The organism is Pelomonas caseinilytica (assembly GCF_021353235.1).
GTDB lineage: Bacteria > Pseudomonadota > Gammaproteobacteria > Burkholderiales > Burkholderiaceae_C > Pelomonas > Pelomonas caseinilytica.
This window is the reverse complement of record NZ_JAJTWT010000016.1, coordinates 36103-47972: the sequence shown is the minus strand read 5'-3', so window position 1 is coordinate 47972 and position 11870 is coordinate 36103. Positions and strand designations below refer to the sequence as shown.

The following is an 11870-nucleotide window of genomic DNA, read 5'->3' as shown; positions in this document are numbered from 1 at the left end:
GGCCGAACGCTCGCGGCAGCGCCGTCAGATGTGCATCCAGGCCAGGGCGCCGAGCACCACGCCCACGCCGCCGACGCCCACCGTGGCCCACTCCATCCAGCGGCGCTTGGTCAGCAGGGCGATGGCCGCCAGGGCGATGGAGACCTGCAGGGCGGTCGTCGCCTGGGCCCAGCGGTGATGCATGTGCAGCTGGGCTTCGCTCTGCTCGTCGAAGTGCTTGGCCTCTTCCTCCAGCTTTTCGGCCTGGGCCTTGATGTCGGCCTTCTCCTTCTCGTAGCGGGCCACCTTGTCGCGGTAGCGGGCCTTCTGTTCCTCTGCCGGGGCGAGCTCGACGGCCAGCTCGGCCAGGCTCTGCTTGCTGCTCTTGGCCTGGTAGTAGTTCCACTGGTTGCTGGCCTCGGTCTTCTTGATGGCCGCGTCGTTCTTCAGGATGCCGGCATTGGCCTGGGTCGCACCGCCCATGTAGGAGAAGAAGGCGCCAACGGTGGCCAGCACGGCGGTGATGACGGCCAGCTGGCCGGCGAAGCCCTTGGGCTCATGCTGGGCCGCATGCTCCAGCTCGTGGTCGTGCGGGCCGTGGACGTGGAAACCGTGTCCGGACATGAAAGTCACTCCTTGCGAAGGTAATCAACAAATTCGAAGCGCTGGCCGTCCGCGCTGGCATGGGCGCTGCGCGCGGCCTCGGTGAAGCGGTCGCGAGGCCAGGCAGGGAAATGGCGGTCCGCATCGGGGCAGACGACATCCACTTCCGTCAGCGCCAGCCGGTCGGCGCGGGGCAGGGCCAGGGCATAGATCTCGCTGCCGCCGATGACGCAGACCTCGGGCTCCGCCGCGCAGGCGGCCAGGGCGTCGTCCAGGCTTGGGAACACTTCGGCCCCTGGAAGTTCCCGCAGGCTGCGGCTGATGACGAGATTGCGCCGGCCGGGCAGCGGGCGGAACCTGGCCGGTATTGAATCCCAGGTGCGCCGCCCCATGACGACGGGCTTGCCGGCCGTCAGCGCCTTGAAGCGGGCCATGTCCTCGGGGATGCGCCAGAGCAGGGCGTTGTCGCGTCCGATGGCGCCGTCGCGGGCGACGGCGGCGACCAGCGTGATTTGGCTCATGGGTGCACCCTGGGTCCTGCGGCCCGTCCCGCCAAGCGGGAGCGAGCTTGCTTGAGGCGGCCCTGCGCTGCGCTCATACGGCGACCGGCGCCTTGATGGCGGGGTGGGGGTCGTAGCCGCTCAGCTCGAAGTCCTCGAACTCGTAGTCGAAGAGGCTGGCGGGGCGGCGCTTGATCGTCATCGTCGGGTAGGGCCGCGGCTCGCGGGCGAGCTGGGTCTGTACCTGTTCGACGTGGTTGTCGTAGATGTGGCAGTCGCCGCCCGTCCAGATGAAGTCGCCGAGCTGCAGGTCGCACTGCTGGGCCAGCATCATCGTCAACAGGGCGTAGGAGGCGATGTTGAAGGGCACGCCGAGGAAGATGTCGGCACTGCGCTGATAGAGCTGGCAGCTAAGCTTGCCGTCCGCCACGTAGAACTGGAAGAAGGCGTGGCAGGGCATCAAGGCCATCCTGGGCAGGTCGGCCACGTTCCAGGCGCTGACGATGATGCGGCGGCTGTCGGGGTTGGTCTTGAGCTGCTTGACCACCTCGGCGATCTGGTCGATGTGGCCCCCGTCGGGCGTGGGCCAGCTGCGCCACTGCACGCCGTAGACGGGGCCGAGGTCGCCGTCGGGCCGTGCCCACTCGTCCCAGATCGTCACGCCGCGCTCCTGCAGCCACCTGACGTTGCCGTCGCCGCGCAGGAACCACAGCAGCTCCAGGATGATGGACTTGAGGTGGACCTTCTTGGTGGTCACCAGCGGGAAGCCGGCGGCGAGGTCGAAGCGCATCTGGTGGCCGAACACGCTGCGCGTGCCGGTGCCTGTGCGGTCGCTTTTCTGCACGCCATGCTCGAACACATGGCGCATGAAGTCTTCGTACTGACGGGGAGGCGTGCTCATGGCCCGCATTCTCCGTCGACTGGCCGCCCGCCCGGCCGGGCGTGTCCTCAGGGTGCCAACAGCACCCGCAGCACCCGGCGCATCACCGGCGCGATGTCGCCCGCGCGGGAGCCCAGGTTGGGCTGGCGCACGCTCATGACGGTCAGGCCGTTGAACAGCGCCGCCAGCAGCAGGGCCCGGCCCTCGATCTCCGCGGCGGGCAGTTCGTCCGCCGCCGCGCCCAGCGACTGGCGGATGAGGCCCTGGGCCTTGGCGTTGACTACCGCCTCGTTGGCGTGCATCACCGCGGCCAGCCTGGGGTTGCGGCTGGCCTCGGCCAGAACCTCCAGCTCCAGGGCGGCGTCGGCGATCTGTGTGGACTCGTCGATGGCCACTTCCGTCTGGCCCAGCATGGACTGCAGGACATCACCCTCCTGCTGCAGCTCGGCGATGCGCCGCACGATCTCCTCGCAGTCGCGCTCGACGATGGCCGCGATGATTTCGTCCTTGTTCTCGAACAGGTTGTAGATGTGGCCCGGGCTCATGCCGGCCAGCTTGGCGATCTCGGCCATGCTGGCGGCGTGGAAGCCGCGGCGGCGGAAGGCATCGGAGGCGGCGTCCAGCACCTGCTGGCGGCGGGCCTGGGCGCGTTCGGTGGGGGCGGTGGTCATGGCGGGCGTGAGTTCAGCCTCCCGATTGTCGCGGTGCGGAAGCTGCATCCGCGTCGGCCAGTGCGCCTCCGCCGAGGGCCTTGTACAGCGTCACGCGGTTGAGCTGCTGCGCCAGTTGCACCTGCACCAGGCCCTGCTGGGCGGCGTAGAGGGAGCGCTGGGCGTCCAGCGTGGCCAGGCGGTCGTCCACGCCGGCACGGAAGCGTGCCTCCGCCAGCCGCAGCGCGTCGGCGCTGTGCGAGACCAGCCGCCGCTGGGCCTGGCCCTGCTGGACGAGCGTCGCCCGTTCGGCCAGGCCGTCGGCCACCTCGCGGAAGGCGCCCTGGATGGCCTTCTCGTACTGGGCCACGGCGATGTCGCGGTCCACCTGCGCCGTCTTGAGCTGCGCGCGGTTGCGACCGGCGTCGAAGATCGGCAGGCTGAGCTGCGGCATGAAGCTCCACAGGCCGGTTCCGTTGCGGAAGAGGCCGTCCAGCGCGGGGCTGGCGCTGCCGGCGCTGGCCGTCAGGCTGATGCGCGGGAAGAAGGCGGCGCGCGCCGCGCCGATCTGCGCCTCGGCCGCCTGCAGGCTGTGTTCGGCCTGCTGCACGTCGGGCCTTTGCAGCAGCACTTCCGAGGGCAGGCCGGCGGGCAGCTCGGTCGTCAGGGTCGCCGCGTCGGCGCTTGCTGCCACGGGCCAGTGGCGGGCCTGCAGCGGCGCGCCGACGAGCAGCTCCAGCGCGTTTCGGTCACCGGCGAGTTGCCGCGTCAAGGTGGCCAGGTCGGTGCGGGCCTGCTCGACGGCGATCTCGGCTTGGCGCAGGTCCAGCGTCGAGGACACGCCTCCCGCCTGCAGGCGCTGCGTGAGGCGCAGGCTGTCCTCGCGGGCCTTGAGCGTCTGCTCGGTCAGTTGCAGGCGCTCCTGGTCGGCGGCCACGGTCAGCCAGCCGGCGGCGACCTGGGCGACGAGGCTGAGCTGCGTGCTGCGCCGCCCCTCTTCGGTGGCGAGGACCTGCTGCAGGGCCGCGTCGCTCAGGCTCTTCACGCGGCCGAAGAGGTCCAGCTCGAAGGCGCTCACGCCGAGGGTGGCCGTGTACTGCCGGCTGATGGCCGGCTGGCCGGTGGCGCTGAGGCCGGCGGGCGCGCGCTGGGCCGTCTGGCCGCCGCTGGCCGAGACGTTGGGCAGCTGCTCGGACCGCTGCACGCCGTACTGGGCCTGGGCGCGCTGCACGTTCAGCAGGGCCACGCGCAGGTCGCGGTTCTGGGTCAGGGCGAGCTCGATGACCTCGCGCAGCCGCGCGTCGGTGATGAACTCGCGCCAGCCGAGGTCGGCAGCGGCCTTGGCGTCGGTGCTGCCGGCTGCCGGCGCATGCCAGTCAGTGGCCACCGGGGCGGCAGGGCGCTCGTGAGCGGGGGCCAGCGACATGCAGCCGGCCAGGGCCAGGCTCACGGTCAGCAGCGTGGGCAGGAAGAAGTTCAGCGTGGGGCGCATGTCAGAGGCCCTCCGGGGAAGCCGCGGGCGTCATGCCCTGCGGCGGGGTTGCAACGGGAGCGGCCGGGCGGCCCGGGAAGAAGCGCCGCACGACGACGAAGAAGACCGGCACGAACAGCAGGCCCAGCACCGTGGCGGAGACCACGCCGCCCAGCACGCCGGTGCCGATGGCGTTCTGGCTGCCTGAGCCGGCGCCATGGGCCAGGGCCAGCGGCAGCACGCCCAGGCCGAAGGCGAGCGAGGTCATCAGGATGGGCCGCAGTCGCAGGCGCACCGCCTCCAGCGTGGCGGCGACGGCGTCCTTGCCGGCCTCCATCTGTGCCTTGGCGAACTCCACGATGAGGATGGCGTTCTTGGCGGACAGCCCGATGGTGGTCAGCAGGCCGACCTGGAAATACACGTCGTTGGCCAGGCCGCGGCCCATGGCCGCCAGCAGGGCGCCGATGACGCCGAGCGGCACGACGAGCATCACCGCCACGGGCACCGACCAGCTCTCGTACAGCGCCGCCAGGCACAGGAAGACCACCAGCAGCGACAGCGCATACAGCATGGGCGCCTGGCCGCCGGTGAGGCGCTCCTGGTAGCTCAGGCCCGTCCAGCTCAGGCCCACGCCGGGCGGCAGCTTTGCGGCAATCTCCTGCACGGCCTGCATGGCCGCGCCCGAACTGAGGCCCGGTGCCGGCTGGCCCAGCAGCTCCACCGCGGGCAGGCCGTTGTAGCGCTCCAGGCGGGGCGAGCCCAGCTCCCATCGCGCGGTGCCGAAGGCAGGGAAGGGCACCATCTGGCCCGAGGCGTTGCGCACCCGCCAGCTGTCGAGGTCGGCGGGCTGCATGCGGAAGGGCGCGTCAGCCTGCAGATAGACCTTCTTCACGCGGCCGCGGTCGATGAAGTCGTTGACATAACTGCCGCCCCAGGCGGTGGAGAGCAGGCTGTTGATGTCGGTCACCGACAGGCCCAGGGCGCCGGCCTTGGCGGTGTCGATGTCCAGGCGCAGCTGCGGGGCGTCTTCCAGGCCGTTGGGGCGAACGGCCATCAGGCGCGGGTCCTGCGAAGCCATGCCGAGGAATTGGTTGCGCGCGGCCATCAGCGTCTCGCGGCCCACGCCGGCCTGGTCCTGCAGGTAGGCGTCGAAGCCGTTGGCATTGCCCAGCTCCAGCACGGCCGGCGGAGCGAAGGCGAAGGCCATGGCGTCGCGGAACTGCATGAAGCGGCCCATGGCCCGGCCGGCGACGGCCTGCACGGACTGGTCGCGTCCCTTGCGCTCGGACCAGTCCTTCATCTTCACGAAGGAGATGGCCATGTTCTCGCCCTGGCCGGCGAAGCTGAAGCCGGTCACGGCGAAGACGGACTCCACGTTCGCCTTCTCGTTGTTCAGGAAGTGGTCTTCCACGCGTTGCACGACCTCCAGGGTGCGGCCCTGGGTGGCGCCGGCGGGCAGCTGGATCTGCGAGAACAGGATGCCCTGGTCCTCCTCGGGCAGGAAGGCCGTGGGCAGGCGCAGGAAGAGCACCGCCATGCCGGCCACGATGAGGCCGTAGACGACGAGCTGGCGGCCCCAGCGGCGCAGCATGCGCGCCACCAGGCCTTCGTAGCCGCCGGTCAGGGCCTCGAAGCGGCGGTTGAAGGCGCCGAAGAAGCCGTGCGTGGCGGGGCCCTCATGGCCAGATCCAGCCGGCTTGAGCAGCGTGGCGCACAAGGCCGGCGTCAGCACCATGGCCACCAGCACCGACAGCACCATCGCCGACACGATGGTGATGGAGAACTGGCGGTAGATGACGCCCGTCGACCCGCCGAAGAAGGCCATGGGCACGAACACCGCCGACAGCACCAGGGCGATGCCCACGAGGGCGCCGCTGATCTGGCCCATGGACTTGCGCGTGGCCTCCTTGGGCGGCAGGCCCTCCTCGGTCATCACGCGCTCGACGTTCTCCACCACCACGATGGCGTCGTCCACCAGCAGGCCGATGGCCAGCACCAGGCCGAACATGGTCAGCGTGTTGATGGAGAAGCCCGCCGCGGCCATGACGCCGAAGGTGCCCAGCAGCACCACCGGCACGGCGATGGTCGGGATCAGCGTCGCGCGGAAGTTCTGCAGGAAGAGGTACATCACCAGGAAGACCAGCACGACGGCCTCGGCCAGCGTCTTCACCACCTCCTCGATGGACACCTGCACGAAGGGCGTGCTGTCATAGGGCAGCACCGCCTTCATGCCGGCCGGCATGAAGCCCTCCAGGCGCTTGACCTCGGCCTCGACGGCCTTGGCCGTGGCCAGGGCGTTGGCGCCGGTGGCGAGCTTGACGGCCACGCCGGCGGCGGGCTTGCCGTTGTAGCGGGAGACGGTGGCGTAGTTCTCCGCGCCCAGCTCCACGCGGGCCACGTCGCGCAGGTGCACGGTGGCACCGCTCGCCTGGGTCTTGAGCACGATCTCGCGGAACTGCTCGGCCGTCTGCAGCCGCGACTGCGCCGTGACGGTGGCGTTGAGCTGCTGGCCGGCAGCGGCCGGCGCCGCACCGAGCTGGCCGGCCGAGACCTGGGCGTTCTGCGCCTGGATGGCGGCGGAGACGTCGTCCGGCGTCAGGCCGTACTGGGCCAGCTGGGTCGGGTTCAGCCAGATGCGCATGGCGTACTGCGCGCCGAAGAGCTGCACCTCGCCCACGCCGTCGACGCGGCTGAGCGGGTCCAGCACGTTGGACGAGACGTAGTCCGCCAGGTCCACCTGCGAGAGCTTGCCGTCCTCCGACACGAAGCCCAGCACGAGCAGGAAGTTGATGGTCGACTTGGTGACCGTGACGCCCTGGCGCTGCACCTCCTGCGGCAGCAGCGGCGTGGCCGCCTGCAGCTTGTTCTGCACCTGCACCTGGGCGATGTCGGGATTGGTGCCGGCGTTGAAGGTGACGGTGATGGTGGCGTTGCCCTGCGAGTCCGACGTGGAGGACATGTAGGTCATGCCGTCCAGGCCCTTGAGCTTCTGCTCGATGACCTGGGTGACCGTGTCTTCCAGCGTCTTGGCCGAGGCGCCCGGGTAGCGCGCGTTGATGCTGACCTGCGGCGGCGCGATGCTGGGGTACTGCGACACCGGCAGCGCGCGGATGGACAGCACGCCGGCCAGCATGACGACGATGGCCAGCACCCACGCGAAGATGGGGCGGTCGATGAAGAAGCGTGACATGGGTGGGCTCCTTCCCGATCAGCGGGCCGCCGCGGCGCTGGCCGGCACGGCCTGGGCCGGCATGCCGGGGCGCAGGCGCTGCAGGCCGTCGACGATGAGCTGCTCGCCAGCGGCCAGGCCGCCGGTCACCAGCCATTGGCCCTGCACGACGCCGGCGGTCTGCAGCAGGCGGGCTTCGACCTTGCCGTCCTTCAGCACCAAGGCCGTGGCGTTGCCGCGGGCATCGCGCGAGACGGCCGCTTGCGGCACGAGCAGGGCCTGGGCCTGGGTACCGGTCTGCACCTGGGCGCGCACATACATGCCCGGCAGCAACTGCCGCTTCGGATTGGGGAACTGGGCGCGCAGCGTGACGCTGCCGCTGCCCGGGTCCACCTGCACCTCGGAGAACTGCAGCCGGCCTTCCAGCGGGTAGCTGCTGCCGTCCTCCAGCAGCAGCTTCACCCGCGCCTGGCCGGCGGCGTCGCGTTGCAGCGTGCCGTCGGCCAGCTGGCGCTGCAGGCGCAGCAGCTCGGCGCTGGTCTGGGTCACGTCCACGTAGATGGGGTCGAGCTGCTGCACCGTGGCCAGGGCGGTCGCCTGGTTGGCGGTGACCAGGGCGCCGGGCGTGACCGCCGAGCGGCCGATGCGGCCGGCCACCGGCGCCGTCACGCGGGTGCGGTCGAGGTCGATCTGGGCGGTGCGCACGGCGGCCCGGGCGGCCTCCACGTCGGCCTGCGCCTGCTTGAGCGCGGCCTGGGCGTCGTCGCTCAGCTGCTTGCTGACGGCGTCGATGCCGGCCAGTTCCACGTAGCGGCCGGCCTTGAGGCGCGCCGTCGTCGCATTGGCCTCGGCCTTGGCGAGCGTCGCCTTTGCGCTGTCGAGCGCGGCCTGGTAGCTGGCGGGGTCGATCTGGTAGAGCAATTGGCCGGCCTTGACCTCGCTGCCCTCGGTGAATGCGCGGGCCTTGACGAGGCCGGTGACCTGCGGCCTCACCTCGGCCACCTGGGTGGCCACCGTGCGGCCGGCGAGTTCGGCATTCAAGTCCACGCGCTGCGGCTGGAGCTTGACGACACCCACCGGCGCCGGGCCCTGCGCCGGCGGCCCGCCCTGGGCGTCGGCAGGTCCGCAGGCCGTCAGGACGGCGGCGGCAGTGAGCGACAAGGCCAGGGTGGCGAGGAGGGGCCAGCGGGCCGGCGCCGAAGGCGGGGGAAGGGTTGCAGGCGATGTGGGCATGAGGCGCTCCGGGAGGACGGTGGACCGGCGGGCGTCGCGGCCGGTCAGGCGCGGGCACCGTCGAACGTTTTGAAAAGTGAATGATCGTTCATTCTATTTATCGACAGAGCCAAGGCAAGGAGAAAGTGAATAACCATTCAGTCGCGGTCGGCTATTCAGGCGCGGTCTGTGACCGAATGCGCGGTTGCGCCGTCTGCCTTGACGTTCCCTTGGACGTCCTGCCCATGGACGCCTCGGCGTTCCGGGCCTGGGCCCGTCTGATGCACCGGAAGTCCGACATCCTGTACGAGGACGCCATGATTGCGGCCACCGTCCAGGTGCATGGCCTGACCGTCGCCACGCGCAACGTGGCGGACTTCAAGGCGTTGGGGATGGAGGTGTTCGATCCCTTCCTGAACCTCTGAGGGCTTGGCGCGTCGCGCCCCTCAGCCCGTCACGCCCTCGTTCTCCAGCCCGAACTGCATCGCCGCCAACCTCGCATACAGCCCGCCGCGTGCCACCAGCTCCTCGTGGCGGCCGATGTCGACGATGCGGCCCGCTTCCAGCACGACGATGCGGTCGGCCTTCTGAATGGTGGCCAGGCGGTGGGCAATGACCAGCGTCGTGCGGTGCTGCATCGCCGCCTCCAATGCCGCCTGGACGACGCGTTCGCTTTCCGCGTCCAGCGCGCTCGTCGCCTCGTCGAGCAGCAGCAGCGGCGGGTTCTTGAGCATGGCGCGGGCGATGCTGATGCGCTGGCGCTGGCCGCCCGACAGGCGCACGCCGCGCTCGCCGAGGAAGCTCTGGTAGCCCTCGGGCAGGGCGCGGATGAAGTCGTCGGCGAAGGCGGCGCGGGCGGCGGCCATGACCTCCTCGTCGCTGGCATTCGGGCGGCCGTAGCGGATGTTCTCCAGCGCCGTCGTCGAGAAGATGACGCTGTCCTGCGGCACCAGGCCGACGCTGGCGCGCAGGTCGGCCAGGCTGAGGCTCTGCGTGGGCAGGCCGTTCAGTCGGATCTGGCCGCTCTGCGGGTCGTAGAAGCGCAGAAGCAGCTGGAAGAGCGTCGTCTTGCCCGCGCCGCTGGGCCCCACCAGGGCGACGGTCTCGCCGGGTTCGACGGTCAGCGAGATGCCGTCCAGTGCCGCCGTCAGCGGGCGCGAGGGGTAGTGGAAGCGGATGGCGTCGAACTCGACGCGGCTGCCGCCCGAAGGCAGGGGCAGGGCCTGGGGCGTCGGCGGGTCGGCCACGGGCGAGCGGGCCTCCATCAGCTCGACGAGGCGCTCGGTGGCGCCGGCGGCGCGCAGCACGTCGCCCCACACTTCCGCGAGCACCGCCACCGAGCTGACCAACAGGGTCACGTAGACGACGGTCTGGCCCAGGTGGCCCGCGGTGATCTTGCCGGCGATGACGGCCTGGGTGCCTTGGTACAGGCCCCAGAGCATGGCGCCGAAGACGGCCGTGATGATGAAGGCCACCAGGAAGCTGCGGACCTTGGTGCGCTTGCGGGCCGTGTCGAAGGCGGCTTCGCTCGCGGCGGCGAAGCGCCGCGCCTCGGCGCCCTCCTGGGTGTAGCTCTGCACGACGGTGACGGCGTTCAGCACCTCGGCGGCGATGGCCGAGGTGTCGGCGACGCGGTCCTGGCTGGCGCGCGAGAGCTTGCGCACGCGGCGGCCGAAGTACAGGGCCGGCGCGACGATGAGCACCAGGATGCCCAGCACCTGGCCCATCACGTAGGGGTTGGTGACGACGAGCATCACCAGGGCGCCCACGCCCATCACCGTGTTGCGCAGGCCCATGGAAAGGCTGGAGCCGACGACGGTCTGCACGACGGTGGTGTCCGTCGTGATACGCGACAGCACCTCACCGGTCTGCGTGGTCTCGAAGAACTCGGGGCTCTGCCGCAGCACGTGGGTGTAGACGGCGTTGCGCAGGTCGGCGGTCACGCGTTCGCCCAGCCAGGTCACCATGTAGAAGCGCGAAGCCGAGAACACCCCGAGGGCCGCGCCCACGCCGAACATGGCGAGGAAGTGCTCGCGCAGGGCCATCAGCCGCTCGCCGGGGTTGCTGGCGCCGAAGCCGGCGTCGATGAGGCCGCGCAGCGCGATGGGGAAGGCCAGCGTCGCCAGGGCGGCGAGCACCAGCATCACCAGGGCCAGGCCGATCTGGACGCGGTAGGGCCGCAGGAAGGGCAGCAGGCCGCTGAGCGAGCGGGCCTGCTTGGAGGCGGGGCGGTCGGAGGTGGAGCTCATCGGGTCAGCGTTCGGGTCAGCACCTCGGCGGTGCGGGCGAGCATGGGCTCGGTCAGGTCCTGTTGGCAGAGCAACTGCAGCACGTGGTGGCGCCAACGCGCGCCGTGGTCGTCGTCGAAACGCGGCACGCCGGGCCAGACACGGTCCCAGCGGAAGACGGCGCAGCCGGCGGCGCGCAGGGCGGCGTAGGCGGGTTCGGGGTCGTCCAGCCACAGCGGCATCGCGTAGGGCGCGGCCTGGGCGGGCAGCGGGCCGAGGAGGGGGCGCGCGCCGGGCAGGGCCTGCGTCAGCCGGTGCAGGGCCTCGTAGTGGGCGCGGCGGCGCGCCACGATGCGCCCGCGCGGCAGGCCGGCGAAGAGGCGCCGGGCCAGGGCGGTCGGCGCGCTCTCGATGCGAGCGAGGTCGCAGTCGGCCATGAAGCCGGCCTCGTCGAGCTCCACCGGCGCACCGCCCGAGGCAGGTCGCGGCGGCCCGTTCTTCAGCCGGAACAGGGCGCGCAGCGGTGTGTTCAGGCCCGTGAGCCGGGACTGCTCGCTGCCGCGTTCGAGCAGATCCACCCAGGCCTTGACCTGGGCCTTGGCGCCCGCGGGCCGCAGGGCCTGGGCCGGCAGCGGCGCGGCGGCGGCCAGCAGGCCGCCCTCGGGCACGGGGAAGAACTTGGTCAGGCTGGCGGTGGCGAGGTCGCCCCAGCGGCCGACGGGCCGCTCGCCTGCCTGGCCGAAGAAGCTGTGGGCGCAGTCCTCGACGAGGGCGAGGCCGTGGGCGTCGCACCAGGCCCGCACGGCCGCGAGCGAGCGGGGCAGGCCGAAGAGCTGGGCGACGACGATGGCCTTGGCGCCCGGCGCCGCGGCGATGGTGTCCAGCCGGGGCAGGCCGTCGGGGCCCAGCGGATAGAACTGCACGGTGGCACCGGCCGCGCGCAGCGGCGCGATCATGGTCGGGCAGTGGTAGCTGGGCGCCAGCACGGTGTCGCCGGGGCCGACGCCCAGCGCACGCATCGCCGCGAACAGCGCGGCCCGGCCGCTGGTGAGGGCGTGCCGGTGGGGCAGGTCGTCGACGGCGGGTAGGCCGGCGGCGCGTTCGCCGCGCAGGTTGTCCCAGCCGAAGGTGGGCCGCGTGGGTTGGCGTGCGGGATGTGGGGCCATGGGCCGGCGATT

10 protein-coding genes are annotated in these 11870 nt (G+C 71.3%); 1 reads left to right on the top strand and 9 read right to left on the bottom strand.

Annotated features, from left to right (window positions below; translation table 11 throughout):
* Positions 1-24: 24 nt before the first annotated feature.
* The 7 genes from LXT12_RS24355 to LXT12_RS24325 all read right to left on the bottom strand — a co-directional run bounded on the left by LXT12_RS24355 (position 25) and on the right by LXT12_RS24325 (position 8485).
* Positions 25-603, bottom strand: coding sequence for a DUF4337 domain-containing protein (locus LXT12_RS24355; protein ID WP_233394901.1), 579 nt, complete (start codon positions 601-603; stop codon positions 25-27).
* A 5-nt stretch (positions 604-608) separates the two neighbouring features.
* Positions 609-1103, bottom strand: coding sequence for a dihydrofolate reductase (locus tag LXT12_RS24350; protein WP_233394900.1), 495 nt, complete (start codon positions 1101-1103; stop codon positions 609-611).
* Between the two features lie 73 nt (positions 1104-1176).
* Complete coding sequence (locus LXT12_RS24345; protein WP_233394899.1) at positions 1177-1983, bottom strand: thymidylate synthase; 807 nt, start codon at positions 1981-1983, stop codon at positions 1177-1179.
* 47 nt (positions 1984-2030) lie between these two features.
* On the bottom strand, positions 2031-2633 hold the full coding sequence (locus tag LXT12_RS24340; RefSeq protein WP_233394898.1) for a TetR/AcrR family transcriptional regulator: 603 nt from the start codon (positions 2631-2633) through the stop codon (positions 2031-2033).
* 13 nt (positions 2634-2646) lie between these two features.
* A complete protein-coding gene (locus LXT12_RS24335) occupies positions 2647-4104 on the bottom strand; it encodes an efflux transporter outer membrane subunit (protein ID WP_233394897.1) in 1458 nt (485 codons plus the stop codon).
* A gap of 1 nt (position 4105) precedes the next feature.
* Positions 4106-7273, bottom strand: a complete 3168-nt coding sequence (locus LXT12_RS24330) for an efflux RND transporter permease subunit (RefSeq protein ID WP_233394896.1) — start codon at positions 7271-7273, stop codon at positions 4106-4108.
* Positions 7274-7291: 18 nt separating this feature from the next.
* Positions 7292-8485 (bottom strand): efflux RND transporter periplasmic adaptor subunit, encoded by a 1194-nt coding sequence (locus LXT12_RS24325; RefSeq protein ID WP_233394895.1) that lies wholly within the window; start codon positions 8483-8485, stop codon positions 7292-7294.
* An 80-nt stretch (positions 8486-8565) separates the two neighbouring features.
* On the opposite strand from LXT12_RS24325, the gene LXT12_RS26825 reads away from it, so the two are divergent.
* Positions 8566-8889, top strand: a complete 324-nt coding sequence (locus LXT12_RS26825) for a PIN domain-containing protein (protein ID WP_349255047.1) — start codon at positions 8566-8568, stop codon at positions 8887-8889.
* Between the two features lie 21 nt (positions 8890-8910).
* Here the strand turns inward: LXT12_RS26825 and LXT12_RS24315 are convergent, their stop codons facing one another.
* Together LXT12_RS24315 and LXT12_RS24310 are read right to left on the bottom strand one after the other, a co-directional pair.
* Entirely contained in the window at positions 8911-10713 is a 1803-nt protein-coding gene (locus LXT12_RS24315; RefSeq protein ID WP_233394893.1) for an ABC transporter transmembrane domain-containing protein, read from the bottom strand.
* Positions 10710-11858: a DegT/DnrJ/EryC1/StrS family aminotransferase gene (locus tag LXT12_RS24310; protein WP_233394892.1), complete on the bottom strand. Its 1149-nt coding sequence runs from the start codon at positions 11856-11858 to the stop codon at positions 10710-10712. The genes LXT12_RS24315 and LXT12_RS24310 overlap by 4 nt, the downstream gene beginning before the upstream one ends.
* Positions 11859-11870 lie beyond the last annotated feature (12 nt).

Coding starts and splice junctions, on each gene's coding strand:
- LXT12_RS24350 (WP_233394900.1), bottom strand. CDS start 1,103: ATGAGCCAAATCACGCTGGTCGCCGCCGTCGCCCGCGACGGCGCCATC.
- LXT12_RS24315 (WP_233394893.1), bottom strand. CDS start 10,713: ATGAGCTCCACCTCCGACCGCCCCGCCTCCAAGCAGGCCCGCTCGCTC.
- LXT12_RS26825 (WP_349255047.1), top strand. CDS start 8,566: ATGATCGTTCATTCTATTTATCGACAGAGCCAAGGCAAGGAGAAAGTG.
- LXT12_RS24345 (WP_233394899.1), bottom strand. CDS start 1,983: ATGAGCACGCCTCCCCGTCAGTACGAAGACTTCATGCGCCATGTGTTC.
- LXT12_RS24355 (WP_233394901.1), bottom strand. CDS start 603: ATGTCCGGACACGGTTTCCACGTCCACGGCCCGCACGACCACGAGCTG.
- LXT12_RS24335 (WP_233394897.1), bottom strand. CDS start 4,104: ATGCGCCCCACGCTGAACTTCTTCCTGCCCACGCTGCTGACCGTGAGC.
- LXT12_RS24310 (WP_233394892.1), bottom strand. CDS start 11,858: ATGGCCCCACATCCCGCACGCCAACCCACGCGGCCCACCTTCGGCTGG.
- LXT12_RS24325 (WP_233394895.1), bottom strand. CDS start 8,485: ATGCCCACATCGCCTGCAACCCTTCCCCCGCCTTCGGCGCCGGCCCGC.
- LXT12_RS24340 (WP_233394898.1), bottom strand. CDS start 2,633: ATGACCACCGCCCCCACCGAACGCGCCCAGGCCCGCCGCCAGCAGGTG.
- LXT12_RS24330 (WP_233394896.1), bottom strand. CDS start 7,273: ATGTCACGCTTCTTCATCGACCGCCCCATCTTCGCGTGGGTGCTGGCC.